Consider the following 26,762-nt stretch of genomic DNA (forward strand, 5'->3'; position numbering starts at 1 on the left):
CAGAACAGACGAATGCTTTCAAACAGCGTGATCACACGCCTCCCCGCCCCCTGGGTCTTGGCGATTTGGCGCAGCCAGGCGCCCCTCCCCGTCTGATGCAATCATCGCCGCCCCTAGGGATGATATGGAGATTTTCTAAATGCCGTCAAGAGAAAAATGGGGCGCGAGGGACGTGGACGAAGGTCTGCGCCGGTCGGGTCAGGGCCCGGCCGGCCGCCCGGTTCCCGCCCCGGGCGGGCGGCCCCTCCCGGTGATCACCGCTCGACGGGCGCCCCTGGTCCAGGGGGGCCGGCCGGTGCTCCGTGGGAGGCGAGGAGGTGTGCGACCGGATCGGCGCTGCCCGACGTGCTCAGTTCCTGCACCAGCTCGCAGTTCCTGGCGATCCGGTCGGCGACCCACCCGCGCAGCCACTCGGACAGCTGCGGAAGCGGCAGGTCGGACGGGGCCAGTCCGGCGAGCACACAGCCGGTTGCCGCCGCACCGCCGACGTTGACGACCACGTCCGGCAGTACGGTGTGACCGGACTCGCGCAGCAGCCGGCGGGCCGGTGCGGTGCAGCTCATGTTTCCGCCCTCGACCACCATCCGGGCCCGGACCGCGGGCACCGCGTCCTCGTCGACCGCGAAGGCGGATGCCGCCAGCACCAGCACGTCGGCGTCGACGTGCAGCCACGCCTGCCCGGGCCCGTGGACCCTGACCTCCGCGGGCAGCCGCGTCCGGTCGATCGTGCCGTCGCCGCTGGTGAGCGCGGTGAGTTCGGCGACGGGCAGTCCGCGCTGATCCTCGACGGTGCCCCGTACGTCGGCCACCGCCACCACCCGGTGGCCATGGGCGGCCAGGTGGCCGGCCACCGCGCGCCCGACGGTGCCGAAACCCTGGATCGCGATGCGCTGCGGGGTTCGCGCACCGGAGGCACGCAGCGCGCCGAGCACCGCGACCGCCACCCCGAACCCGGTGATGTCGGCCATGTGGTCCCACAGTTCGGCCCAGCCGACGGTGAGGCGGGTGGTGCCGGCCCGGCGGGCGACGTCGTATCCGGCGGCCTCGAAGGCCAGTTGCCGGTCGGCGTAGGTGGTGCCCTGGTCACAGCCCAGGTACACCCCGCCGTGCAGGAGCGGGGCGGCGGCGCGGCCGAACCCCCGCATCACCGTACGCCGCTCGACGGCGGCCCCCGGGACGGGCGCGATGCCGGCCTTGGCGCCACCGATGGGGAGGCCGACCAGCGCCAGCTTCTGGGTCATCGCCCTGGCGAGGTGGGCGAGTTCCCGCTCGGTCACCGTCGGGGTCATCCTGGTGCCCCCCAGGGCCAGCCCGTCGACCATGGAGTCGACGACGACCCATCCTCGCGCTTCGCACCCCGGCATGTTCAACGTGGTGGAGAGCATGGGCCCGGTCACCCGTCGCGCACCGGGCCGGGACGGTGCCTGGTTCACCGCGCACCGGTTTCCGGAGCGGTCCGCAGGCTCCGGGGGCGCATGTCGGTCCAGACGCGTTCGATGTGCGCGAGGCAGTCGTCCTTCGCACCGCGCACACCGACCTCGCGCCAGCCCGCCGGCGGCTCGCGGTCGGCGGACCAGATCGAGTACTGCTCCTCGTCGTTGACGACGACCTTCCACTGCTCGGGTGCTTCGCCGGTCATGCCGTTACCTCCAGGTGTCGGTGGTTGCACGGTCCGCCGGGCGGCGGGCCGGTGGGGCCGGTGGGGCCGGTTCGCGGCCGGCGCCGCGGCGGGCGTCGAAGTCGTCCAGCCAGCCCGGCAGGCTGGCGGCGCGCAGGAGGCCCGTCCCGATGAGCACACCGGCGAAGCCCTCCCGGAGCAGCCGGGCGGCGTCGTCCGGGCGCTGGATGGCACCGGCGCTCACCGCGCACCGGGTACCGCTGCTCAGCACCGCGGGCAGCAGCGACGTACTGCGCCCGAGGTCGCCCGCGCCGCGTTCGCGGGTGGCGATGTCCTTGTTGTTCACCGCGACCACGCACTCCTCGGCGCGTGGCAGGCGGCGGATCTCCTCCTCGGTGGTCACCTCGACGAACGGCGTCAGGCGGAGCCGCAGGCTGACGTCGATCAGGTGGCCCAGGGTGGACCGCGGCAGCAGCCCGGCGGTGAGCAGGACGGCGGACGCGCCGCTCTCGCGGGCCTGGACCAGCTGGCTCCGGCGGGTCAGGAAGTCCTTCTGCAGCACGGGGAGATCCGTCGCTTCCACGACCTCGCGCAGCAGGTCCCGGGTGCCGCCGAACCATCGCCCGGTCACCACGGAGAGGCACGGCGCGCCGGTGTCCTGGTAGTCGGCGACCAGGCGGGCGACCGATCTGCCGCCGAACAGATCGCGGCCGTCGGCGTCCTGCCGCTTGAGTTCCATGATCACCGGTCGGCGGGCGTCCAGCAGCGCTTCGGCGAACCCGGCCGTCATGGGGCCGCCCCGGTGTCGTCCGGCGCCCGCCAGCCCCGCCGCACCGCCGTGACCCGGTCGGCCCGCAGCCGTCCGGCGGGGTCTCTGGCCGCGGTGTCCACGTCGATCCCCAGGAACAGGGGGTGTTCCACCACGGCCCGGTAGCCCTCCCGGTTGCCGGCCGAGATGCCGCCGGCGAGCAGGAACGGTCGCGAGATGCGGTCCGCGATCTCAAGGACGGCCCCGCGGTCCACCTGCCGCCCGGTACTGCCGATCCGGCCGTCCTCGGCGACCGCGTCCAGCAGGAAGAGGTCCGTTCCGGCCCGCTCGTACGCCGCGATCAGGGACCGCTCCGCGCGGGTGTCCGCGCCTACGTGCAATACCTTGATCACGTCGAGATCCGCGGCGCTCTTCAGCGCGCGGACCATGCCCGGCGACTGGTAGCCGTGCAGTTGGACGCACCGCACCCGTGCACCGGCCGCCGCCTCGCGCAGTGCCCCGGCGTCGTTGAGGAAGGTGACGAGTACCGGCCGCAGCCGGGCCGTGCGGTGCGCGGCCGCGGCCAGTACCGACAGCTCAGCGGCCGACAGCTCCGCCCGGCCCCCGGGGATGCCGTGCCACAGGCCGACGAGATCGGCTCCGGCGGTGTCGAGCACCTCCACGTCCCGCGCCGAGGTGGCTCCGCATATCTTGACCAGCATCAGGCGTCACAGCCCCATCATCGCCGCGATGCGGTTGCGCTGGATCTCCGAAGTACCCGAGTAGATCGGGCCGGCCACCGCGTCACGCACGTCCTTCTCCAGGCCGTACTCGGTCAGGTACCCGCTGCCGCCGAAGATCTGCACGGCCGCCAGCGCGGAGGCGAGGTTGCTCTCACTGGCGAGCAGCTTGCTGACGGCGATGTCCGTCGTGACGTTCTCGCCGTCCGTCAGCCGGACCGCCGTGTCGTAGAGCCATTTCCGCGCGGTGTCCAAGCCGATCCTCATGTCCACGATCTTGTTGGAGATCGACTGGTACGAGCCGATCGGCCGGCCGAACTGGACTCGTTCCTTGGCGTATTCGACGCAGCGGTCGAGCCGGTACCGCATCTGTCCGGTGGTGATGACGAAGGAGCAGAGGATCTCCCACTTCATCACGTGGTCCAGGATCAGGAACCCGGAGCCGACGCGGCCGATCACGGCGGACGCGGGGATTCTGCAGTCGTCGAAGTGCAGCTCGCCCAGCGGCGAGGTTCGCAGCCCCATCTTGCCGACGGGTGCCCCGACGACCAGCCCAGGGGTGTCCCGCTCCACGAGGAAGGAGGTGATGCCGAGTGGCCCGCCGTCCGGGTGGGTGCGGGCGTAGACCACGAACACGTCGGCCACCGGGCCGTTGCTGACGAAGGACTTGCCGCCCCGCAGCACGAAGCCGTCGTTCTCGCGGGTCGCCGTGGTCCTCATGGCCAGCGCGTCGGAGCCGCTCTCGGTCTCGCTGATCGCGTGCGCCCCGATCGTGTCCCCCGAACAGATCCCGGGCAGGTAGCGCTCCTTGAGCTCCCGCGACCCGAACCGTTGCAGTGGAACGCCCGTACTGACCATATGGGTGGCGACCGAGAAATTCAGTCCGCCGTCACGGCACTTCGCGCCGAGCTCTTCGAGCACGTACATGGTGGTGAGCAGATCCTGGCCGAGCCCGCCCCACTGCTCGTCGAACGGCAGACCCAGGATTCCGGACCCCTGGACCAGCTTCCACTCGTCCCGCGGAAACACGCCTTCCGCGTCCCGTTCGAGGTGGCCCGCGCTGAGCTCTTCGCACCAGCGGCCGAGCCCCTGGCGCAGGGCGGTCTGGTCGGCGTTCCATCCGATCACGTGTCAGCCCTGTCAGTACTGGGAGAAATCGGCCGAGTCCAGGCTGTGCCGTTCGCCTCCGCGCAGCGCGGGCGAGAACACGCACACCAGGCGGAGGTCCTCCTCCTGGCCGGCGATCAGGAAGTGGGCGTCATGCTGGTCGAGCGCGTAGAACGTGCCCGGTTCGATCGGGTGGGAGGTGCCGGCGGAATCCACCACCTCTCCCGTTCCCTTGATGCAGTAGCAGGCTTCCAGGTGACGCCGGTACTCCAGCCTCGACTTGGTCCCGGCGCGCACAGTGGTGTCCGTCATCGAGTAGCCCATGCCGTCGGATTCGAGAAGGAACCTGCGGCTGAGCCCGTTGCCCCAGTCCACGGTCGTCACCTCGTCAAGGCGTCGGACAATCATCGGGTGTACCTCCTACCAGCTTGCTGAACAGGGTGAAAGGGTGTGCAGAAAGGCCTGGAACTCCTCGACCACGTCGGCCCGTTCGGCGAGGGCGTGCTCGACGCGGGCGACCCCGGCGCTGCCCACGACCGCGGCGTCGGCACCGAGGCCGTGCAGCACGGCGATGTCGGCCCCTGAGCGGACCCCGAATCCGACGGCGATCGGCACGGTGGCCGCTTTGCGCAACACCGACAGTGCGGTGGCCAGTTCCTGGTGACCGGTGGTGAGTGTGCCGCCGCTGCGGCCGTAGTGGGCCACCAGATACAGATACGCGGAGGCGCATTCGGCGGCCTCGGCCTTCACCTCGGCCGCCGACGTGGCGTAGCAGGTGGCGACCAGGGGCAGCCCGGCCTCCCGCACCGCTTCGAGACAGCTCGCCCGCAGCCGCGGCGGCAGGCCATGGACCAGCAGCCCGTCGGCACCCGAGTCGGCGACCCGGCGGACGAAGCCGGGCATGGACAGGGGTCTGACCGTGTGGCTCCAGTCGGCCAGCAGTGCCACCCGCAGGTGGCGCAGCCGGGGCTGGATCCCGCCGAGGAAGTCGAGCACCTCGTCGAGTCCGGCACCGCCTGCCAGTGCCCGTCGCGCCGACCGGCGGATGACCGCTCCGTCGGTGACGGAGTCGGGAAAGGGCACCGCCAGTTCCAGGCAGTCCACCCGGCGGTCGTCGAGCATCCGCATGAGGTCGGCCAGTACGGGCAGTGGCGGGTCTCCGGCGTTGAGGAACACCGCCAGGCCGGGCCGGTCCGGCGGTCGGCGCGCGAAGAACCCGCTCACCGCGCACCTCCCCCGTCCGCCGCCCTGCGCACCGGCCGCGCGCGCAGGCGATGGACGAGGTCGCGTGCGGCGCCGCCGCGCAGTACGTCTTCGGCCGCCTTGACCGCCTCCGTCCACTCGCCGATCAGCCCGCTCGCGACGGCCAGTGCGGCGGCGTTCAGCGCGACGGTCCGCGTCGCGAGCCCCGGACCGCTTCCGGACAGCACGCCGAGGAAGTGGTCAACCACCTCTGCCCTGCCGCTGACCAGCCGCAGTTCGGCGATCCCGCCGGAGGCCGGACCGGGAGCGTCGGCTCGCAGACGGATCTCGCCGGTGCCGTCATTGGTGTGGATGACGTTGTCGACGGAGCTGACCAGCTCGTCGATTCCCAGCCCGTTCGAGCACAGCCAGATCCTCCGGTCGGCAACGGTCGCGGCGACCTGCCGCAGAGCCGGCAGCAGCGAATGGTCCGAGACGCCCACGAGCTGGGAGGAGACCGGCATCGCGGCCAGGAAGGGGCCGACCGCGTTGATGAAGCCGCCGATCATCCGCAGATCCATCGGCACGATGCTCCTGGCCAGCGCCGCCACCTCGCGCGGGTACACGAAGTGCCCCGGGAAGGCGATGCCGAAGCGCTCCAGCATGGCATCGGTCTGCTCGTACGAGGCGGTCAGCCCGATGCCGAGACGGTCGAGCAGATCGAAGGAGCCGCAGGTGCTCGCATAGGCGCGGGATCCGGTCTTGACGATGCGGACACCCAGGACGGCGGCGACGAACGCCGCCGCCGTGGAGATGTTGAACGTGGCCGGCCCGCCTCCGGTGCCGACGATGTTGGCCGTGTTGTCCAGCCGGGCGGCGACCGCCGGCCGGCGCTCGTCGAGCGAGCGGAGCATCCCGATCAGCGTGTCCTGATCAGGCATCCGGGTGGACAGCGAGGTCAGCAGGGCCACCGTCTCGCCGGGCCGGAGAGCGCCGTCCCGCAACTGGTCCCAGAAGGACCGCCACATCTCCTGATCGACGGGGCGGTCGCGGCCGATCAGCGCACGCAGCACCTCGTGCACGGCTAGCGGGAGTCCGGCCGGCACAGCTGGGCGTGCTCGATGAACCTGCTGATCGAGCCGACGGAGCGGAAGCTGTCCGGGTCGAGGTCGAGGTCCTCGACGCACAGGTCGAACCGGTCCTCCAGCCAGGCCATCGTCTTGAGCAGACCGAGGCTGTCGATGACCCCGCCGTCCACGAGATCGTAGTCCGGGTCCAGCTCGCTCGCGCCGACGTCCGGCAGGAACTCCTCGATGATGAACTGCTTGACAACCGCGGCGTGTTTCACGTGGGCGTTCCTTCGTTTGGCTGTGCCGAGGAGCAGGCGCGCTCGACGAGCGTGTGGTCGATCTTTCCGGTGGACGTCCTGGGCAGCGGGTCGTCCACGATCCGCAGGGCCGAGGGGACGGCGGTGAGCGGAAGCCGCCGGGCACAGTGCTGACGGAGCGTCAGAGTGTTCAGCGTGCTGGCCGGGGCGCGTCGGACCACGCTTCGCAGCAGGCGGCCGGCCACCGGATCGGGCACCGCCACCACGGCCGCCTCGACGACGTCGGGATGGTCGAGCAGCACCTGCTCGACCTCATGGGTGTTGACCCGTACGCCGCGGACCTTGACCTGGTGGTCGTTTCGGCCTTCCAGGGTGATGCGGCCGTCCCGGTCGCGCCGCACGAGGTCGCCACTGCGGAAGTAGCGCAGCGTCTCCGGCCCATGGGGATGGGTCGCGAACCTGTCCGTGTCCTGTTCCCGGCCGAGGTAACCGTCGGTCTGAAAAGGCGTCGCGACATGGAGCTCGCCGGTTCCCGGCCCGGTCAGGACCGTGCCGTCGGCGCCGACGATCACCGCGTGGACCCCGGGCAGCGGGCGGCCGATCGGGACGGGGGCGCCCGTCGGCTCGGTGCCGTCGACCTCGTACATGAAGCTGTCGTTGGTCTCGGTGCAGCCGTAGACGTTGTAGAGCCGCGCCTTGGCGAACAACCGTGGCAGTTCGGCGAGGCAGCGGGCGGGCAGGCTGTCACCGGTGAAGATGACGTGCTCGACCGTGTCGAGCGACCGGTCGCGTTCCGCGGCCGCGTCGATCAGCAGCCGGAAGAACATCGGCACCGCCTGGACGAGCTGGACCTCATGGCGGGAGACGAGATCGAGCAGGTGGCCCGCCTGGAGGGCCTGCGCCGGGTCGACCAGGACGACGCGGCCGCCGTGCCTGAGCGTGGTCCAGATGTCCAGCAGGCACAGGTCGAAGTTGAGCGGGGCGTAGTTGAGCACCGTCGTTCCCCGACGGATACCGAACTGCTCGCCGGCCCAGGTGGTGAAGCGGTCCACCGCCCCCGTGCTCAGTGGCACGATCTTCGGCTGTCCGGTGGAGCCGGAGGTGGTGAACATGAAGGACACGTCGGCCGGCTCCGTGCGGCGTGGCGCCACCAGACCCGTCGGCCCCGTCGGCCCCGTCGGCCCCGTCGGCGGATCCGACGGAACCGGCCCGGGCCCGGAGGCCGGGGGGCTCTCCGGCGACAGCACGTGCCGGATGCCGGCCTGCTCGAACAGCCCGTGCGGCGATCGCGGCGCCGGTGCCGGCAGCAGCAGGAAACGCCGCCCTTCCATCAGGCAGGCGAGCACCAGGGCGATCGCCGCGGGCGACTTGGCGGCCAGGATGCCGATCGGCTCGTCCGCCTCCGGGGCGAGCCGGGTGATCCGGACGCGCTCCCGGTCCGCCAGCTCATGGAGTTCACGGTAGGTCGTCTCTTCTCCGTGCCACACCAGCGCCGGATCATCAGGGTGACCGGCGGCGTGCGAGACAAATGAACTCACCAGATTCTGCTGCGGCATCATGACTTCTCCGAGTCCAGGCAACGGGTTCACTCAAATAATTCGGACCCAATGACGACCCGGTACGAAAGGGCCCTGCCCGACCGGCCCCCGGCGGCAAAAGAACTATCACATGGCACCTGCCCCGCAGAAGTGGGTTCACAGAAGCCGTCGATGACTGCACGTCAGGGCAGACTGCGCTGCCCGTCAGGGCGATGCTATCCGTCGAGCGTGTTCGATCAACATAAGTTCCCTGGTTGATCGGCGTAAAGATACCTTGACGCCCCCTTTCCCCCCTCTTGATCTTGCGGAGCGGGACGAGCGTCACCTAGCATCCGCCGTACTGTTCGCAAAGTGGCGAATCAGCGAGGGGATTTCCATGTCGTCGAAAGTTCCCCGATCGCCGTGAAAGGTGGACCCGTCATGCCTGGCCCCGATCGGCACGTGAACGCTCCGGCAGTACTGTCGTTCGCGCAGCAACGACTGTGGTTCCTCGACCAGTTGCGGCCGGGCCGGCCGGACCACAACGTCCCGACCGCGGTTCGCCTGCGGGGCCGGCTGGAACAAGCGGCGCTCGTGCGGGCGCTGACCGAAGTCGTGCGACGCCACGAGGTGTTGCGCAGCAGACTCGTCGTCGTACACGACAGCCCGTACCAAGTCACGGAGCCGGACGAGACGTTCGTGCCGGCGATCACCGATCTGACGCACTTACCGGCGGCGCGGGCGCGGGAACGGGCCCACGAGCTGGTGGCCGCCGACGCGGCGGTCCCGTTCGACCTCGGAGCCGCGCCGATGCTGCGGGCCCGGCTGATCCGAACCGCCCAGGACGACCACCTGTTGCTGCTGGTGATCCATCACATCGCCTGTGACGGCTGGTCGCTGTCGGTGCTGTGGCAGGAGTTCTCCGCCGCGTACCGGGCCGCCCTCGACGACCGGCCGGCCGCCTTGCCGGAACTGCCCGTCCAGTACGCGGACTTCGCCGACTGGCAACGGAGCCACCAGGCCGGCGCGGCACTGAACGACCAACTCGCCTACTGGCGTGAGCGGCTGGCCGACCGGAGCCCTGTGGCGTTCCCGACGGACCGGCCCCGCCCCGCGCTCTGGTCGGGCCGGGGCGACCAGGTCGGGATCGAGATCCCCGCAGAGCTCACGGACCGGATCCGGGCGCTGGGGCGCACCCACGAGGTGACGCCGTTCATGACGCTGCTGGCCGCCTTCCAGGTCCTGCTCGCGCGCTGCACGGGACAGCCCGACGTGCCGGTGGGGACACCGATCTCCGGGCGGACCCGGATCGAGGTGGAGCCACTGATCGGCTTCTTCGTCAACACGCTCGTCCTGCGTACCGACCTGTCGGACGACCCCGGCTTCACCGACGTGCTCGCCCGCGTACGGCGACACGCGGTGGAGGCCTACGCCCATCAGGACGTTCCCTTCGAGCGGCTGGTGGAGGAGCTGCGGCCCGAACGCGACCTCGGCCAGCACCCGTTGTTCACGGTCATGTTCCAGCTGGACGAGCCGTCCGCGCTCCCGGCCGGCCTTCCGGGGCTTGAGGTGAATGCTCATCAGGTCCCCAACACCGTGGTGAAGTTCGATGTCGAGGTCGCCATGACGGACTGCGGTGATCACTTCACCGGCGTGGTCCGCTATGCCGCTGATCTGTTCGCTCCCGAGACGATGCGGCAGCTCGCCCAGGACTTCCGTTCGCTGCTCGACCACCTCGTCGACAGCCCCGAGCGGCCGATTTCGGCGTGGCAGCCCCCGCTCGGCGTCCGCGTGAGCCGGTTCGGTCCCGCGGCACGGCCCGACGCCCCGGAGCCCGATGCCGGGCAGACCGGTGCTCCCTCCACCGAGACCGAGCTTCTGGTGCTGGAGACCTGGGCCGAGGTGCTCGGTGTCACCCCGGAGGGCGTGCACAGCGACTTCTTCGAGCTGGGCGGGCATTCGCTGCTCGCGTCGAAGATCATGTCCCGCCTCGGCCGGGCGCTCGACCTCGAACTGCCGGTCGCCCTGCTCTTCTACCACCCGACCGTCGCCGAGCTGGCCGACGGCATCGACGCGGCGCTGCTGGCGGACCTCGGCGCCGCCGCCGAAGCGGCACCGCTTCCCGCCGGAAAGGTCCAGCAGCCGTGAAGGCGCAGCACAGTCGACCCGGGCCGGACGAGCCGGCCGGCTCCGCGCCGGCCACCGCACGGGCGCTGCTCGACCAGCGCGTACGCGCGGCCCGGAGAAGGGCCGCCGAGGGCCGCACGGGAGCCACGGGAGTTGCGGGAGATGCGGGAGATGCGGGAGTTACGGGAGACGCCGTCCCGCCCCGCCCCGAGGGCGCCCAGGTGGCGTCGTTCACCCAGGAACGCATGTGGCTGGTCGAGCGGCTGTCCGACGGCCCCGCGCTGTACAACGTCCACGAGGTCTTCCGGCTGCGCGGCCCGCTGGCCGTGGCCGCCCTCGGCCACGGCCTCACCGATCTGGTGCGGCGGCACGAAGTCCTGCGCACCGTCTTTCCCGAGCAGGACGGGCGCCCCCGGCCCTCGGTCTCGCCGGTCCGGCCGATCGAACTGCCCGTCACGGACCTGCGGTCCGAGCCCGCGGAACTCCGGACGCGGCGGGCCCTCGATCTCGTTCACACCGAGATCCTGCGCCCGTTCGACCTGACCGCCGCCCCGCTGCTGCGCGCCTCGCTGCTGCGGATGGACGAGAACGACCACGTCCTGGTGGTGGTGGTCCACCACATCGCGGTCGACGGCTGGTCGATGCCGCTGCTGTGGGACGACCTGTCCACGATGTACCGGAGCCGGCTGGAAGGCCGGGAGCACGAGCTGCCGCCCCTGCCGATCCAGTACGCGGATTTCGCCCACTGGCAGCGGAACCGGCTCTCCGGTGACCGCCTGCGAAGCCAACTGGACTACTGGAAAACACAGTTGACTGGCCTTTCGCCGCTGGACCTGCCCACCGACCGGCCCCGCGGGCCGGTCCGCTCGGGCCGGGGCGAGCGGATCACCTTCACGGTGCCCGAAGAGCTGGCCGAGCGGTTGCGACGGGTGGGCCGGCGGCACGGCGCGACGATGTTCATGACGCTCCTCGCCGCGTTCCAGGCCCTGCTCGCCCGCTGCAGCGGACAGTCCGACGTGGCGGTCGGCACACCGGTCGCGGGCCGGACCAGGCCTGAACTCGATCCGCTGGTGGGCTCGTTCATCAACACCCTGGTCATCCGCACCGACCTCGCGGACGACCCCGGCTTCTCCGATCTGCTCGACCGGGTCCGCCGGACCGCCGTGGACGCCTACGCGCACCAGGACGTGCCGTTCGAACGGCTGGTGCAGGAGCTGCGGCCGGAGCGCGGCCTTGACCGCAATCCGCTGTTCCAGGTGATGTTCGCGGGCCTGTCCGACCCGGCCGCCGCCCTGCGGCTGGCGGGGGCGGAGGCCGAACAGATCGACGTCGACAACGGCACGGCCAAGGTCGATCTCAGCCTGGTGGTGGCCGACCGGCCGACCGGGACGACCGGCACCGTGGCCTTCGACACCGATCTCTTCGACCGCGCGACCGTGGAGCGTCTGGTCGGCCACTACCTGCGGCTGCTGGACAGCGCGTCGAGCGATCCCGGCCGTCCCGTCTCGCGCCTGGACCTGCTCACCGATGCCGAGCGCGAGGGGCTGCTGGTGGCGGCCAACGCCACCGACGAGCCCTTCCCCTCGGACCTCTGTGTGCACGAGCTGGTCGAGGAGCGGGCCCGGCTGACCCCCGACGCGGTGGCGGTCCGCTGTGGCGCCCACCGCCTGACCTACCGGGAACTCGACCGTCGGGCCAACCAGTTGGCCCGCCATCTACGGGCCAGGGGCGCGGGCCCGGAACGCCTGGTCGGCGTCTGCCTGCCGCGCTCGGCGGACCTGGTCGTGGCCCTGCTGGCGGTCCTCAAGTCCGGCGCCGCCTACCTGCCGCTGGACCCGGATCTCCCGGCCCGGCGCATGTCGTTCATGCTCGCCGACGCCGAGGTGCCGCTGCTGCTCACCCAGCGGTCCCTGAGCGACCGGCTCCCGCGGAACAGCGCCGCGACCGTCTGGATGGACGCCGAGGCACGGCTCATCGCGGCCCTGCCCGAGGACCGGCTGCCGGCACTGGCGACGCCGGCCGGCCTCGCGTACTCGATCTACACCTCCGGTTCGACCGGCCGCCCCAAGGCCGTGCTGGTCCCGCACGAGGGCGTGGTCAACTACCTGGTGGTCCGCGGCCGGCAACTGGACCTCAGCGGGGCCGATGTCGTCGCCTCGGTGGCCTCGATCTCCTTCGACGTCATCGTTCCCCAGGTGCTCATGCCCCTGGCCTGGGGCGCGAGCGTGGTGATCGCCCCGTCGGAGGTCGCGGTCGACGGGCCGCGCCTCACGGAGATGATGCGCGAGTTCGGCGTCACCACGCTCATGGCCACACCGGCCACCTGGCTGCTGCTGCTGGACAGCGGCTGGAAGGGCGGCAGCCGGTTCCAGGCGATCTGTGTGGGTGAGCCGCTCCAGCCACGGCTCGCCCGGCGGCTGCTCGACGTGGTTCCCACGCTGTGGAACGGCTACGGCCCCACCGAGGCGTCCGTCGGCTGTGTCACCCGGCGGGTGGACGCCGAACGGGATCTGGGCCGGCCGGGCGGGTCGGTGCCCATCGGCCGCCCGCTCGGCAACCTCCGGATCTACCTGCTGGACCGGGCCGGGGCCCCGGTGCCCGTCGGCGTGCCGGGTGAGATCCACATCGGCGGGGTCGGCGTCACCCGGGGGTACGCCAACCGGCCGGGACTGACCGCCGAGCGGTTCGTCCCCGATCCGTTCGGCGGCGACGGCGGACGGCTGTACCGGACCGGTGACCTGGCCCGGTATCTGCCGGACGGCAACCTCGTCTTCCTCGGCCGGACCGACGAACAGGTGAAGATCCGGGGATACCGCATCGAGCTGGGCGAGATCGAGGCCGCGTTGTGCGCGCGGCCCGGTGTCGCCAGGGCGGCGGTGACGGTACGGGGCAGCGGGACCGACGCCGAACTGGCCGGCTATGTGGTGTGGCAGGACCGGCCCGGCGACCCGGCGGCCCTGCGGCGCTCGCTGCGCGAGACCCTGCCGGAGTTCATGGTGCCCGCGACGCTGACCGTCCTCGACCGGATCCCGTTGACCACCAACGGAAAGGTGGATCGCGCGGCCCTGCCCGCGCCCGCCCGCCGCGGTCCCGAGGAGGGCGTGCTGCCGCCGCGGGACCGGCTGGAACTGCTGATGACCAGGATCTGGGGGCGGGTGCTGAGCATCCCGCGGGTCGGCGTGCGGGACAACTTCTTCGAGCTCGGCGGACATTCGCTCAGGGCGGTCGAGCTCGTCGAGGCGATCCGGCGGGAGTGGGGCGTCACCGTGCCGCTGAACACGGTGTTCCGTCATCCCACCGTCGAGGGCCTGTGCGCGGAACTGCCCACCGCGTCGGCGGCGCTGCGGCGGCTCGTGGTTCCGCTGGTCGAAGGAGACCGACGCGGGGCGCCGCTGATCCTGGTGCATCCGCAGAGCGGTGACGTGTGCTCCTTCCTGCACCTGGCCGAACACCTCACGGCCGGACACCTCACGGCCGGGCGGCCCGTCTACGGCCTGGAGGCCGTCGGCTACAACACCGACGAACAGCCGCCGGCCACCGTCGAGGAGCAGGCCGAGCGCTACCTGCGGGAGCTGCGGGCCGTGCTGCCCGACGGCCCGTACCTGTTGGCCGGCTGGTCCTTCGGCGGGCTGGTTGCCTTCGAGATGGCCCGTCTGCTGGAGGAGCGGGGGCACCCACCGGGGTTCCTCGGGATCATCGACGTCGGAGCGCCCGGCTCCATGGGCCCGTCCGGCGACCGTGCCGCGAGCGAGGCCACCCGGTTCGCGATCGCCGCCGGGCCGCCGGCCCACGCCGTCGACGAACGGGACGACCTCGACGAGCGGGACGCCATCGCGCTGCTGCTCCACGACGCACACGTCCGCGAGCTGCTTCCCGCGCGGGTGCGGACCGAGCAACTGCGGCGCATGGTACGGGTCTTCACCGCCAACGGCGAAGCCGCCGGCCGCTACCGCTCAACGGCGCGGCTGCGTACGGCGATCCACCTGTTCACGAGCGCCGAGACCCACCCCACGCTCGGCAGCCCGGTGGTGGTTCCCGCGCTCTGGCAGGAACACACCCAGGGGGCGCTGAGCGTGGTCGAGGTGCCCGGCAACCACCACGACATGCTGTCGCCACCGCACGTCGCGTCCTTCGCCGGCGCGCTCTCGGCGATCCTGGAGGAACTCGGATGAGCCACGGACACGAGCTGCCGTTGTCGTCGGCGCAGTCCGGCATCTGGTACGCCCACCATCTGCGCCCCGGCAGCCCCGCCTACAACACCGGCGAGTACCTGGACATCCCCGGGCCGGTCGACGCGGAGCTGTTCGAGGCGGCGCTGCGGCGCGTGGTGGACGAGACCGAGTCGCTGCGCGTCCGCTTCACCGACGGCGCCCAGGGCCCCCGGCAGGTCGTCACCCCGTCGCCCGACTGGTCGCTGCACCGGGCCGACCTCACCTCGATACCCGATCCGCTGCGGGCGGCCGAGCGGTGGATGCGCACCGACCTGGCCACCCCGGTCGGGCTCACCCGCGACCCGCTGTTCCGCCAGGCCCTGTTCAGGATCGCGCCGGACCGCTTCCTCTGGTACCAGCGCGTCCACCACATCGTGGTCGACGGCTTCAGCATGTCGCTCATCGCGCGCCGCGTCGCCAGGACCTACACCAGGCTGGTCGAGGGCAGGGCCGGCGCAGGACCGGCCTTCGGACCGCTGAGCCTGCTGCTGGCGCACGAAGCGGCCTACCACGCGTCGGAACAGCCCCGACTGGACCGGGAGTTCTGGGCGGACCGGCTGGCCGGCCGACCGGACCCGGTCAGCCTCGCCAGCCGGTCGGCGCCGGTCTCGGACGGCTTCCTGCGTCGTACCGGCAGCCTCTCCGCGCCCACCGTGGCCGCGTTGCGGCGGGCCGCACGACCCGCCGGAGCGAGCTGGCCCACCGCCTTCATCGCGACGGTCGCCGCGTACCTCCACCGCCTCAGCGGCGAACGGGACGTCGTACTCAGCATGCCGGTGACCGGGCGCACGGGATCCTCCGCGCCGGCCGTCCCCGGCATGGTGGCGAACGTGGTACCGCTGCGGCTGCGCGTGCGCCCGGACCAGGGCCTGTCCGCGCTCGTCCGGCAGGCGACCGAGGAGATCGGCGCCCTGCGCCCGCACCAGCGCCACCGCAGCGAGGACCTGCGCAGGGAGCTGGACCCGGCACGGTCGGAGCGGGTCCTGTTCGGCCCCGTCGCCAACATCATGTCCTTCTACTACCACCTGGACTTCGCGGGCGTACGGGCCACCGCGCACAACCTGTCCAACGGGCCGGTCGAGGATCTTTCGTTCTCCGTCTACGACCGGTCCGACGGCACCGAGCCCCGGTTCGACCTCGACGCGAACCCCGCGCTCTACTCCGAGGCCGAACTCACCGCCCACCAGCGGCGGTTCCTGCGTTTCCTGGACTCGGTCACCGCCGATCCGGACCAGCCGGTCGGCGGGCCGGACATCCTCACCGCCGAGGAACGGCACCGGACGGTCGTGGCGGGCAACCGCACCACGCGTCCGCTGCCGCACCCGACGGTGCCGCTGGCCTTCGCCGCCGAGGTCGCGCGCACCCCCGGTGCGCCCGCCGTGGTGTCCGGGGAAACCACCCTGACCTACGCCGAGTTGAACGCCCGGGCCAACCGACTGGCCCACCGGCTGGTGTCGATGGGGGTCCGCTGCGACAGCACGGTGGCCGTGCTCATGGAACGCTCCGCCGACGTGGTGGTGGCGGTCCTGGCGATCAGCAAGGCCGGCGGCGCCTACGTACCGCTGGACGCCCGGTCCCCGGTGGCCCGCCTGCGGCACGTCATGGCCGGGACCGGGGCGGCGGTGCTGCTCACCCATCGAGCCACCCAGGACCACGAGCTGACCCGCGGCACACCGGGTGTCGTCGTCGACGCCGACCCCGGCCTCGCCGGAGAGCCGGCCACCGACCCCGTCGTACCGCTGCGCCCGGACCACCTGGCATGCGTCCTGTACACCTCGGGGTCCACGGGCACACCGAAGGGCGTGGCCCTGAGCCACCGCAATGTCGTCAGCCTGACCTCGCAGCGTTCCTGGCGGGGCGGGAGCGGCCCCCGGGTGCTCGCGCATTCCCCGCACGCCTTCGACGCCTCGACCTTCGAGTGGTGGGTGCCGCTGCTCAACGGGGGCCAGGTGGTCGTGGCCCCGCCCGGCGAACTGGCGCTCTCGGCCCTCCACCGGCTCATCGCCGATCACCGGGTCAGCGCGCTGTGGCTGACGGCCGGGCTGTTCCGGGTGTTCGCCGAGGAGTCCCCCGACGCCCTGGCCCGGGTCGGCCAGGTGTGGACCGGCGGTGACATCGTGCCGGCCGACGCGGTTCGGCGGGTGCTGGAGCACTGTCCGGACTCCGTGGTGGTCGCCGGATACGGCCCGACCGAGGCCACCACGTTCACCACCCGCAGGGTGCTCCGCCCCGGTCGGGCCGTGCCCGACGTCGTGCCCATCGGCCGGCCGGTGGACAACAGACGTGTGTACGTCCTGGACGAGGCGCTGTCGCCGGTGCCACCGGGGGTGGCCGGTGTGCTGTACGTCGCCGGTGCCGGTGTGGCGCGCGGGTACCTGAACAACCCCCGCCTGACGGCCGGCCAGTTCGTACCGTGCCCGTTCGGCGAACCGGGCGGGCGGATGTACCGCACGGGCGACGTGGTCCGCTGGAACCCCGATGGCGAACTGGAGTTCCTCGGCCGGGCGGACGAGCAGGTCAAACTCCATGGTTTCCGCATCGAGCCGGGCGAGATCGAGGCCGTGCTCGCCGGGCATCCCGGGGTCGCCCAGGCGACCGTGGTCACCGGCACCAGCGGTTCGGACGACAAGCGCCTGATCGGCTACGTCGTCCCGGCCGGGGGCTCGGGGCTGGACCCGGCCTCGTTGCGGGAGCACGCCGCCGCGCTCCTGCCCGACTACATGGTGCCCTCGGTGATCGTCACGCTCGACGCCCTCCCCCTGACCCCCAGGGGGAAGATCGACCGGGCCGCGCTGCCCGCCGTGGACCTCGCACCGGCACCGTCCGGGCGAGGGCCGGGAAACCCGGCGGAGCAGGCGATGTGCGCGCTCTTCGCCGAGGTGCTCGGTCTCTCCCCGGTGGGCGTCGACGACGGTTTCTTCACGCTGGGCGGCAATTCCCTGCTCGCCACCCGGCTGATCAACCGGGTGCGGGTGCGGTTCGGCCGTGAACTCGCCCTGGGCGCCCTGTTCCAGGCACCCACGCCGGCCCGGCTGGTCGAAGCGCTCGACGGCGCCCCGGACGCCGCGGCGGTACCGGATCTCGCCCCGCGAACCACCGCTCCGACAGCGATCACAGGAAGCACCTCGTAATGGTCCACACCCTCCCCCACCCCGACGGAACCCCGGCGGCCCAGGCGACACCGGCGCCCCAGGCGCTGGGGGTGTCGCAGGTCCGCCGCTACTACCAGCTCGTCGACGCCGGAGACGTGCCCGCGCTGGTCGCCCTGTTCACCCCGGACGCGCGCTACCACCGGCCCGGGTACCGGCCCATGGTCGGGCATGCCGAACTGGAGCGCTTCTACCTCGACCAGCGGGTGATCCGTACCGGCGCGCACACCCTGGCCACCGTGGTCGCGACCGATGACGAGATAGCGGTGCACGGCCTGTTCCGCGGCGTACTGCACGACGGCGGCGAGGTCGAGCTGCGGTTCGCGGACTTCTTCCGGATGACGCCGCAGGGCCGCATCGCGGCACGGGACACCTTCTTCCACGTCCCGGCGGTCTGAGCCGGTGGACGCCCCCGGTGGCACCGCGAACCAGGTGATCCGTATCGACCGCCGCTACAACGGCCCACCCGACAGTGCCCACGGCGGCTACGCGTGCGGTCTCGTCGCGGCGCGGGCCCGCCGGATGCTGGCGACCGGCGGCGATCTCGTCGTCCAGCTGCACGCCCCGCCACCGCTGGACACCGGCCTCCGGACGGCCCGGAGCGGCAAGCGGGTCCATGTCTGGCACGGCGAGGAGCTCATCGCGACCGCGTCACCCCGGGCAGCCGTCGCGGGCCCGGTGGATTTCGTCCCGCCGGCCGTCGCGGAGCACGCCATGCGCCGCTACGAGGGGCACCGTTCCCACCCCTTCCCCACCTGCTTCGTCTGCGGTCCCGACCACCGGGACGGTCCGCGGCTGGCACCGGGCCCGGTGCCCGGCCCGGGGAACCGGGTCGCGTGCGTCTGGACACCGGACGCCGCCGACGGGGACGGGACCGGCGCCGTCACCGAGGAATCGGTGTGGGCCGTGCTGGACTGCCCGGGAGGCTGGACGCTCGACCCGCTCCGCGGCCCGCTGGTACTCGGCCGGATGACGGCCCGCGTCTCGGCCCTTCCCCGTGTCGGCGAGGCCGTCGTCGTGGTCGGCCGCGGCGTACCCGGCGACGGCAAGGTCCTCACCTGCACCACCGCACTCTTCCGTCGCGACGGGACGGAGCTCGGCCGCGCCGTCGCGACCTGGGTGCGTTCGGCCCCGACGGGGACACCTCAGGACAGGAAAGTGGGAAGCAGTTGACCAGGACGGTCTTCACCTCCGGCACTCCCGGGTTCATCGGCAGCGGACGGCCGCCGTTCGACGCCCGGACCATTCATGAGCTGGTCGCCGAGCAGGCGGAGCGGGCTCCGCACGCGCCCGCGGTCACCTGCGACGGACAGACCCTGACCTATCGGCAGCTCAACGACCGTGCCAACCGGCTCGCCGGGCGGCTGCGAACGGCCGGCCTGGCGCCGGAGGACGTCGTCGGCGTGCTGGTGCGACGGTCACCGGAGCTGATCGTGGCCCTGCTCGCCGTCCTCATCGCGGGCGGGGCGTACCTCGGACTCGAACCGGACGACCCGCCCGGCCGCCACGAGCTGCTGCTCAAGGACGCCGACGCGGGCCTGGTGATCGCCGAAGAGGCGCTGCGGGACCGGATACCCGCCGGGGTCGTCGCGGTGGTGGAAGGCCCCGCGCCGGAACGGCCGGCCGCCGAGCCGACGGCCCCGGCCCCGGCCCTCCCGGAAAGCCCGGACGGCCCGGACAGCCCGGACCGGCTCGCCTACCTCAGCTACACCTCGGGCTCCACCGGCGAGCCCAAGGGCGTCGGCGTGCCCCATCGGGCGATCGACCGGCTCGTCCGGGGCGCGGACTGGATGGAGATCCGTTCCGGCGACGTCTTCTTCCACATCGCGCCGGTCGCGTTCGACGCGTCCACGCTGGAGATCTGGGCTCCCCTGGTCAACGGCTGCCGGCTGGTCCTCTTCCCCCCGGTCGCGATCACGCTGGAGCACGTGGCGCGCGTCGTCCGCGCCGAGCGCGTGACGGTGCTTCTGCTGACCACCGGCTTCTTCCACCAGATGGTGAGCTCCCACCCGGAGGCGTTCGCCGGTGTGCGTCACGTCCTCACCGGGGGTGACGTGGCCTCGCCGAGCCATGTCCAGCGGTTGCTGGCCAGGTACCCGGACCTGCTCTTCACCAACGGCTACGGACCGACCGAGAACACCACGTACACGACCTGCTGGACCAGCAGTACCCTCACGGCGCTGCGGAGCGTGCCGATCGGCCGCCCGGTCAGCGGCACCAGGGTCGCCGTGCTCGACGGCGACCTCGAACCCGTGCCCGCCGGCGAGTGCGGCGAGCTGTACGCGGCCGGGGCGGGCCTGGCCCGCGGCTACCTGGGCCGCCCGGCCGCGACGGCCGAACGGTTCCTGCCCGATCCGTTCGGAACGGAGCCCGGGGCCAGGATGTACCGGACCGGCGACCTTGTGCGCTGGCTGCCGGACGGCACGCTGGAGTTCGTCGGACGCGCGGACGACCAGGTCAAGGTCCAGGGCTACCGCGCCGAACCGCGCACCGTCGAGGTCGAGCTGGAGCGGCTCGCCCAGGTGCGGCACGCGGTCGTGCTGCCGCAGGCCGACCCGGCGGGTGGCACCAGGCTGCTGGGGTACGTCGTGCCCACCGATCCGCAGCTGCCGGGTTCGGCCGACCTCGGCCAGCGGCTCCGCCACGAACTGCGGGGCAGACTGCCGGGATACCTGATTCCCTGGGCCATCCTGGTCCGTCCCGAGCTGCCGGTGAACCGCAACGGCAAGATCGACCGCCAGGCCCTGCCCACCGCCACCCGGGTGCCGCGCAACGTGGCCAACGAGTTCGTCGCACCCCTCACCCCGGTGCAGCTGCGGCTGGTCGAGCTGTGGGGCGACCTCCTCGGCGTCGAGCCGGTCGGGGTCGACGACGACTTCTTCGACCTCGGCGGGCACTCGCTGCTGGCCACCGACCTCCTGGTCGCCGTCCAGCGCGAGTTCGGCGTGGACATCCCCGCGCAGACCCTGTACCTGTCGCCGACCGTCGCGGAGCTGGCGACGGCCCTCGTCGCCCGGATGGAGACGCCGGATACGACGCCGGGTACGACGACGCGGGAGGAGCGGTCCCGATGACGGCGGTTCCCCCGACCACGCGATGCCCGGTCTCCGCACCACAGCAGGTCGATCTGATCGACCCCGGCCTCTACCACAGGGGCGGGGCCCACGAGTTGTGGCGACGGCTGCGCCGCGACGCTCCGGTGAGCCGGCAGGCGGCCGGCGACCTCGGCTACTGGTCGGTCGTCGGATACGCCGAGGCCAACCGGGTACTCCGCGACCACGAGGCGTTCACCTCCGAACAGGGCACCCTGCTCAACCTCCTCGGCAAGGGTGACCCCGCCGGCGGCAGGCAGATGGCGGTGACCGACCCGCCGCAGCACTCGCGTCTGCGCGGCCCGCTGCAACAGGCGCTGTCGATCAGGACGGTGGAGAACGACCGGGAGGCCGTCCGCGCCGTCGTCGTCGAGCTGCTCCGGCCGTTGGCCGACGGCGGGCCGTTCGACTTCGCCGCCGCGATGGCCGCCATGCCGATGGCGGTGATCGGCACGATGATGGCGCTGCCGGAGCAGGACTGGCCGCGCCTGGTCCGGCTCACCCACGCGTGCATCGCCGCGGACGACCCCGAGTTCCAGCTCGCCGCCGGACCACAGGCCACCCTCGTGACCGCCCACCGTGAGCTGTTCGCCTACTTCCAGGACGTCGTCACCCGGCGCCGGCGCTCGCCGGGTGACGATCTGATCAGCGTGCTGCTGACCATGGAGCTGGACGGACGGCGGCTGTCGCCGGGCGAGATCGTGTCCAACTGCTACAGCCTGCTGCTCGGCGCGGCCGTCACCACGGCCCAGCCACCGAACGCGGCGATGGCGGAGCTGGCCGGGACGGCGGTCCTCGACGACTGGGCGGCCCACCCGGAGCTGCTCAACGGCGGCGTGGAGGAAGCACTGCGATGGGCCTCGCCCACCCAGCACTTCATGCGCCACACCACCCGCGACGTCGAGGTCCTGGGGGTGCCGATCCCGGCGGGGGACGCGGTCGTCGTGTGGCTGGCGTCGGCCAACCGCGACGAGACCGTGTTCGCCGACCCGGACACCTTCGACATCCGGCGCCGGCCCAACAAGCACATCGCGTTCGGTGTGGGCGCGCACTACTGCATCGGCCACACCGTGGCACGGGTGACCTTGCGGATCCTGTTCACCGAACTGCTCGGCCGGTTCACCGGTTTCGAACTCGCCGGGACGCCCCGGCGCATGCGGTCGAACATCATCGCCGGCTTCACCCACCTGCCGATCACCGCGCGAGCCCGGTAGGCGCCGCCGCCCCAACCCCGGCCGCCCCAACCCCGGCCGGCTCCACCGCTGCCGGCTCACCGCTGTCGGCTCACCTCTGTCGGCACCGGCACAGCGAGCACCGGGAAGAAGCCCCCCTCACGGAAGGTCATCAGTGGACGCCCCAACGGCCCGTACCCGCAACAAGTGGTTCCTGCGCGAGCCCTCACCGGTGGCACCGGCGAGACTGTTCTGCCTGCCCTACTCCGGGTGCGGAGCGAGCATGTACCGCCACTGGCCGTCGACGGTCGACGGCGTCGAGATCTGCCCCGTGCAACTGCCCGGCCGGGAGAACCGGATGCGCGAGCCCGCCTACTCCACCTACGAGGCGATGGCCGACGACCTCGGCGAAGCGCTGCGGCCCTACCTGGACCGCCCCTACGCGCTGTTCGGGCACTGCGGCTCCGCGCTGGCCGCGTACGAGACGGCCGTACGGCTTGTCCAGCGGGGCTGCCCCGCCCCGGCCCGGGTGTTCGTCTCCGCCGAGGTGGCGCCGCAGGACGGCCCCTACGGCCGCTTCCTCGACCTGACCGACGACGAGCTGGCCGCCGAACTGCGCCAGCTCGTCGCGGAGTTGGGCGGCACCCTGGAGCCGAGCCTGCTGGAGCTCTACCTCGGCGTGCTGCGCAACGACGTCGACATGAACAAGCGGTATCACGTGGCCGAGCCGGTCCGGCTGCCGTGCCCCGTCACCGCCATCGGGTGGACCGGGGACACGGGCATTCCCCCGTCGCTCATGGCCGGCTGGTCGGCCTGCGGCCAAACGGCCTTCGAGCTCCTGGACGGAGGCCACTACCGCTTCATCGAGGCGCCGGGGGAACTGCTGGCCCTCCTGGTCGCGGATCTGGCGTCCGCCGGCTCCCGCACCCCCGACTCCGCACAGCCCGGCTGAGCACGACCTCGGTCCGGTCGGCGGCGGACCTTCCGGCGCACCTCCTCGCCGGAGGGTCCGCCGGTCTTCGCCAGGCCCGGATATCTGACGGCTACGCCTTTCCCTCCGTCGAAGAGGTGCTCGAAGCGCGGCAGTCCATGAAGCGGCGGGCCGGGCCTCGGGTGCCGCGGGGCCGCTACGCCGGTCCGGCCCCGGGGTGCTCGAACGGCGAGGGGGCGGGGAAGTACGCCCGGAGGAAGGCGGTGACGGCCCGGTCCTGCTCGTCGGCGGGCACGTTGTCGCGCACGCCGTCGGCCAGGCACAGCACATCGGCCCACCGGTGGCCGTGCAGCTCGGGCAGGCGGGCGAGGTCCTCGGTGCTGTCGGTGACGAAGTAGCCGTCGACCAGCTCCCCCTCCACCGCGCGGCCGGTGGCGTGGGCGTAGTAGGTGCCCAGGGTGACCGGCGCGAGGTCGGCGGCCGAGCGGAAGGGCGAGGTGACGGTCGCCGCGAGCTCGGCGGCGAAGCGTTCGCCGGCCTCCGCCAGGACGCTGCGCCGCAGCGGGTACGGGACGTGCTTGAGCGTGCGGGGGTAGGTACGGCCGGTGGCCTCGGTCAGCACGGCACGGGTATTGTACTGCGCGCTGGCGTAGACGGTGTCGCTGAGATCGCCGCCGTCGGGCAGACTCCGGCCGGGCGGTATCACCCGGCTGTCGGGGAAGCAGAGCGGCAGGCCGTTGCCGAGGAAGAACTGCTGCGGGGCGAGCGGGCGGGCGAGGAACATGTCGTCGTTGAGGTAGAGGAAGTGCTCGGCGAGGCCGGGGACGAGGTGCAGGCGGCTCTCGATGGCGCGGGAGTTGAACACCGGCCCGGCGCCCGTTCCGGCGAACAGCTCACGGTGCGAGACGACGGTCAGGCCCGGCCCGGTGGCGTCCAGCCAGGCGGGGACCTGGTCGTCGGTGACGAGGAAGACCTGGCGGATCCACGGGGCGTACGCCGCTATCGAGCGCAGGCAGTAGCGCAGTTCGTCGCGGCTCCGGTAGCGCTGCTCGGTGTCGTCGGCCAGGCCCCGCGACCGGCCGGGGTGGTCCCCGCGGGCCGCGTCCCGGCGCCGGCGCCAGTCCGGGTCGTCGCCGTCGACCCAGGTGATGACGGCGTCGACGGGGAAGTCGACATCGTCGGGGAACACGGTGGCGAACGCGTCGACCAGCGGGTAGTCGCGGCCGGAGACGCTGGTGGTGGCGGTGGCGGCCAGCGACGGCAGCCACCATCCGAAGGAGGTCTGGTCGATCGAGGCGATCGCACCCGGGGACGGCGCGGCCGAGTCCCAGAACTCGACGTCGCAGCCCTCCTGCGCCCCGTACAGGAGGTCGCCGACCACGGCGGGCCGGTAGACGCGGATGCCCTTGACCCGGTCCGGCGGCGGGCCGGCCGGGTCCGGCTCGGCCGGGAGCTCGGACCCGGGGGCCTCGACGGCCTCGCCGGCTTCAGCGACCTCAACGGCTTCGGGGCCTTCGACGGCCGCGACCGTCTCGACGAGCTGCTCGGCCAGGGCGGTGGCGAGGGTCCGGCCGTGTTCGAGGAGATCGACATAGACGGCCTGTCCGCCGAAGGCGGCGGACACCGCCTCCAGCACGGCCGCCCGGTCGCCGGGGGCGATCGCCAGGCGGTGGCGCGGCAGCGGGTCGGGCACCACCCCGTAGGCGATGCCCGCCGCCTCCAGCACATCGGCGACGTCGGCGAGGTTCCCGTCCCGGCACGCGGCCGGCATGAGCCCCTCCCGCACCACCGCCAGGTGGTCGCCGTGCCGAACCGTCCCGGGAAGACCGGCGAGCAGCTCGTCCTCCCGTATCCGCCGTCCGTCCACCGCCGGTCCGTCCGGACCGGTCCCCGGCTCGGGCTGCTCGGGCTCGGCCGCGGTGCCCGTCTCGGGACGCGCTACAGCCCATCGGCGGGCCAGCGCGGCGAGCGGGCGTCGCACGGAATGGGGAACGGCGTGACGAATGGACACGGAACGAAGACTCCCGGGGGGGGGCAAACCACCGCAACGGCCCGGGCACGGGTAAAAGAAATCGGACCGTAAGAGCGCGAACCGTAAGAGCGTGCCACACCCCGCTGGGTGAACCCTGGGAGAATTCCCGGCACCGGCTGAGCGCGACGGCGCCCCCTCCGTCTCCTACCGGTGCGCCGCCGCCAGGCGCGAGCGGGCGCGGTCACCGAAGGACGACCGCGCCCGCCCCGCCCGGGACCAGGCAAGCCGCTTTTCTCAACCGCGAAGCAGGACGAGCTCGTTGTCCCGGCGCGCCGGGTCCGCGGCGGCGGGCACCGAGAAGCCCGTGCGCCGGAAACCGACCTTGGCGTACAGCGCCTCCGCGCGGGGGTTGTCCTCGTGCACGAAGAGCCGGACGCGTTCGATCCGTGGCTCGGGGAGTGACCACGACCACGCGAGCGCGGCCCGGAAAAGCTCCTCCGCGAGGCCGGTACCGCGCGCCTCCGGCTGGACGAACACCCCCACGAAGTGGGTCTGCGCCTGCTCCGGGACATCGTCGAAGAACGTCTCGACGCCCGCCCGCTCGACGAGCACCGAGACCGTGCCGAGCCAGCGCCCGTCCGCCGACTCGGCGACGAACTGCCGGGCCGTCCTCCCCTCGGCGGCTCCGGCGGCGCGCTCCTGCCAGAAGGCGTCGGGCTTCGCCGCGGCCTGCTCGTGGGTTTCGAGGAAGGCGAGATGCGCGAGCGGGTCCCGCAGTGCTTCCAGCCTGATCGCCTTGACCCTGCTCCAGTCCTCGTGCCGCACGGCCCTGATGATGTGGTTCATCCCCCGATCCTCACATCCGGCCCCGGCCCGGCCCCGACCGGACCGTCCGCCGCCGCGCGGGCCGCCCTGCGCCGGGAGCGGTAGGACCGGGGCGTGGTGCCCGTCAGCCGGGAGAAGTGCTGCCGCAGGCTCGCCGGGGACGTGAACCCGGCGAGGGCCGCCACCCGCTCCACCGGTTCGTCGGTGCCCTCCAGCAGCTCACACGCCCGCTCCAGCCGCCGTCGCAGCAGGTACTGCGGCGGGCTGACGCCGGCGTGCGCGCGGAAGCGGCGGACGAGGCTGCTGACGCTGATCCCGGCGTGCGCGGCGATGTCCGCGGGGGTCAGCGGGAGGTGCAGACGGGTCTCCAGCCACCGCAGGGTCGGCTCGATGCCGACGCTGTCCGCGATCTCCCGGTCGATGTCCTCCTGGACACGGTCCGCGTACGACAGCAGTGGGGTGAGGAGTTCCCGGGACGTCTCACCGGCGGTCCGCTCCCCGTGGTCCTGGGCCAGCAGGCGCAGGCAGACGTCCATGCCGCCGAAGATCCCGGCCGAGGTCAGGAAGGGGCCGTCGGCCACGGCCGAACCGACCGGGTCGACCTCGATCCGGGGGTGGCGCCGGGCCAGTTCCCCGGTGTGGCGCCAGCCGGTGGTGGCACGCCGGGCGTCGAGCAGGCCGGTGGCCGCCAGGGTGAACACACCCGTCCCCACCGCCCCGATCCGGCTCCCCCGCGCGGCGGCGGCCCGCAGTGCGGTGAGCACCGCCGCCGCGGGCTCGCCGTGGTAGCCGTCGTGACCGGGCACCAGCACGATGTCCGCGTCGGCGAGACCCTCCAGCCCCCAGGGAACGGTGATCCGCAGCGGGGCCGGCAGCCCCACCCCGGTGAGCCCGGGACCGGCGCAGAGCCGCACCTCGTAGGCGACGCCCGGGCGGTCGCGGGCCGCCGCGCCGAACACCAGCCCCGGGGTGGTGAGGTGGTGTCCGGGCACCCCGTCGAGTACGAGAACGGCGATCACCGACATGCCTGGAACCTAACCGAGA

21 protein-coding genes are annotated in these 26,762 nt (G+C 72.4%); 8 read left to right on the forward strand and 13 right to left on the reverse strand.

The annotated features are described in order from the left end of the window. Positions 1–254 precede the first annotated feature (254 nt). Genes ACIO5D_RS31915 through ACIO5D_RS31960 form a run of 10 tightly spaced genes read right to left on the reverse strand, consistent with a single transcriptional unit; the run spans position 255 to position 8,278 of the window. Positions 255–1,385: a Glu/Leu/Phe/Val dehydrogenase dimerization domain-containing protein gene (locus tag ACIO5D_RS31915; protein WP_400799405.1), complete on the reverse strand. Its 1,131-nt coding sequence runs from the start codon at positions 1,383–1,385 to the stop codon at positions 255–257. 44 nt (positions 1,386–1,429) lie between these two features. Continuing rightward, positions 1,430–1,639: an MbtH family protein gene (locus tag ACIO5D_RS31920; RefSeq protein ID WP_400659250.1), complete on the reverse strand. Its 210-nt coding sequence runs from the start codon at positions 1,637–1,639 to the stop codon at positions 1,430–1,432. Positions 1,640–1,643: 4 nt separating this feature from the next. Next, positions 1,644–2,408, reverse strand: a complete 765-nt coding sequence (locus ACIO5D_RS31925; RefSeq protein ID WP_400799407.1) for an indole-3-glycerol-phosphate synthase — start codon at positions 2,406–2,408, stop codon at positions 1,644–1,646. Beyond that, positions 2,405–3,088 carry an N-(5'-phosphoribosyl)anthranilate isomerase gene (locus ACIO5D_RS31930; RefSeq protein ID WP_363609469.1) on the reverse strand — a complete coding sequence of 228 codons (684 nt, stop codon included), beginning with the start codon at positions 3,086–3,088 and terminating at the stop codon, positions 2,405–2,407. The genes ACIO5D_RS31925 and ACIO5D_RS31930 overlap by 4 nt, the downstream gene beginning before the upstream one ends. Before the next feature lie 6 nt (positions 3,089–3,094). Beyond that, the gene (locus ACIO5D_RS31935) at positions 3,095–4,234 is read right to left on the reverse strand and encodes an acyl-CoA dehydrogenase family protein (RefSeq protein ID WP_400799409.1); all 1,140 of its coding nucleotides are present in this window, start codon (positions 4,232–4,234) and stop codon (positions 3,095–3,097) included. A 12-nt stretch (positions 4,235–4,246) separates the two neighbouring features. Beyond that, positions 4,247–4,621 carry an ectoine synthase gene (locus ACIO5D_RS31940; RefSeq protein WP_363609465.1) on the reverse strand — a complete coding sequence of 125 codons (375 nt, stop codon included), beginning with the start codon at positions 4,619–4,621 and terminating at the stop codon, positions 4,247–4,249. 12 nt (positions 4,622–4,633) lie between these two features. Then, positions 4,634–5,437: a tryptophan synthase subunit alpha gene (gene trpA, locus ACIO5D_RS31945; RefSeq protein ID WP_400799412.1), complete on the reverse strand. Its 804-nt coding sequence runs from the start codon at positions 5,435–5,437 to the stop codon at positions 4,634–4,636. After that, positions 5,434–6,477: an anthranilate phosphoribosyltransferase gene (locus ACIO5D_RS31950; RefSeq protein ID WP_400799415.1), complete on the reverse strand. Its 1,044-nt coding sequence runs from the start codon at positions 6,475–6,477 to the stop codon at positions 5,434–5,436. Before ACIO5D_RS31950 ends, trpA begins: the two co-directional genes overlap by 4 nt. A gap of 2 nt (positions 6,478–6,479) precedes the next feature. Beyond that, a complete protein-coding gene (locus ACIO5D_RS31955) occupies positions 6,480–6,743 on the reverse strand; it encodes an acyl carrier protein (protein WP_363609459.1) in 264 nt (87 codons plus the stop codon). Then, positions 6,740–8,278, reverse strand: a complete 1,539-nt coding sequence (locus tag ACIO5D_RS31960) for an AMP-binding protein (RefSeq protein WP_400799417.1) — start codon at positions 8,276–8,278, stop codon at positions 6,740–6,742. The genes ACIO5D_RS31955 and ACIO5D_RS31960 overlap by 4 nt, the downstream gene beginning before the upstream one ends. 402 nt (positions 8,279–8,680) lie before the next feature. Here ACIO5D_RS31960 and ACIO5D_RS31965 point away from each other — a divergent pair, with 402 nt between their 5' ends. The 8 genes from ACIO5D_RS31965 (at position 8,681) to ACIO5D_RS32000 (ending at position 22,942) form a co-directional block, all read left to right on the forward strand. Beyond that, positions 8,681–10,387 carry a condensation domain-containing protein gene (locus ACIO5D_RS31965; RefSeq protein WP_400799420.1) on the forward strand — a complete coding sequence of 569 codons (1,707 nt, stop codon included), beginning with the start codon at positions 8,681–8,683 and terminating at the stop codon, positions 10,385–10,387. A gap of 200 nt (positions 10,388–10,587) precedes the next feature. After that, on the forward strand, positions 10,588–14,538 hold the full coding sequence (locus tag ACIO5D_RS31970; protein WP_400799421.1) for an amino acid adenylation domain-containing protein: 3,951 nt from the start codon (positions 10,588–10,590) through the stop codon (positions 14,536–14,538). After that, a complete protein-coding gene (locus ACIO5D_RS31975) occupies positions 14,535–17,708 on the forward strand; it encodes an amino acid adenylation domain-containing protein (protein WP_400799424.1) in 3,174 nt (1,057 codons plus the stop codon). Before ACIO5D_RS31970 ends, ACIO5D_RS31975 begins: the two co-directional genes overlap by 4 nt. Further along, positions 17,708–18,124: a nuclear transport factor 2 family protein gene (locus ACIO5D_RS31980; protein WP_400799427.1), complete on the forward strand. Its 417-nt coding sequence runs from the start codon at positions 17,708–17,710 to the stop codon at positions 18,122–18,124. Before ACIO5D_RS31975 ends, ACIO5D_RS31980 begins: the two co-directional genes overlap by 1 nt. 34 nt (positions 18,125–18,158) lie before the next feature. Further along, entirely contained in the window at positions 18,159–18,899 is a 741-nt protein-coding gene (locus ACIO5D_RS31985; RefSeq protein ID WP_400799430.1) for a hypothetical protein, read from the forward strand. Then, complete coding sequence (locus tag ACIO5D_RS31990; RefSeq protein WP_400799433.1) at positions 18,896–20,800, forward strand: amino acid adenylation domain-containing protein; 1,905 nt, start codon at positions 18,896–18,898, stop codon at positions 20,798–20,800. The genes ACIO5D_RS31985 and ACIO5D_RS31990 overlap by 4 nt, the downstream gene beginning before the upstream one ends. Then, the gene (locus tag ACIO5D_RS31995; RefSeq protein WP_400799436.1) at positions 20,797–22,032 is read left to right on the forward strand and encodes a cytochrome P450; all 1,236 of its coding nucleotides are present in this window, start codon (positions 20,797–20,799) and stop codon (positions 22,030–22,032) included. The genes ACIO5D_RS31990 and ACIO5D_RS31995 overlap by 4 nt, the downstream gene beginning before the upstream one ends. A 133-nt stretch (positions 22,033–22,165) precedes the next feature. Continuing rightward, the gene (locus ACIO5D_RS32000) at positions 22,166–22,942 is read left to right on the forward strand and encodes a thioesterase domain-containing protein (RefSeq protein ID WP_363609441.1); all 777 of its coding nucleotides are present in this window, start codon (positions 22,166–22,168) and stop codon (positions 22,940–22,942) included. Positions 22,943–23,117: 175 nt separating this feature from the next. Here ACIO5D_RS32000 and ACIO5D_RS32005 read toward each other — a convergent pair whose 3' ends face one another. The 3 genes from ACIO5D_RS32005 to ACIO5D_RS32015 form a co-directional block, all read right to left on the reverse strand. Next, positions 23,118–24,932 (reverse strand): stealth conserved region 3 domain-containing protein, encoded by a 1,815-nt coding sequence (locus tag ACIO5D_RS32005; RefSeq protein ID WP_400799439.1) that lies wholly within the window; start codon positions 24,930–24,932, stop codon positions 23,118–23,120. A 255-nt stretch (positions 24,933–25,187) separates the two neighbouring features. Next, on the reverse strand, positions 25,188–25,739 hold the full coding sequence (locus ACIO5D_RS32010) for a GNAT family protein (RefSeq protein ID WP_363609437.1): 552 nt from the start codon (positions 25,737–25,739) through the stop codon (positions 25,188–25,190). Next, the gene (locus tag ACIO5D_RS32015) at positions 25,736–26,743 is read right to left on the reverse strand and encodes a helix-turn-helix domain-containing protein (RefSeq protein WP_363609435.1); all 1,008 of its coding nucleotides are present in this window, start codon (positions 26,741–26,743) and stop codon (positions 25,736–25,738) included. Before ACIO5D_RS32015 ends, ACIO5D_RS32010 begins: the two co-directional genes overlap by 4 nt. Between the last annotated feature and the right edge of the window lie 19 nt (positions 26,744–26,762).

It is taken from the genome of Kitasatospora sp. NPDC087315 (assembly GCF_044744345.1).
Taxonomy (GTDB): domain Bacteria; phylum Actinomycetota; class Actinomycetes; order Streptomycetales; family Streptomycetaceae; genus Kitasatospora.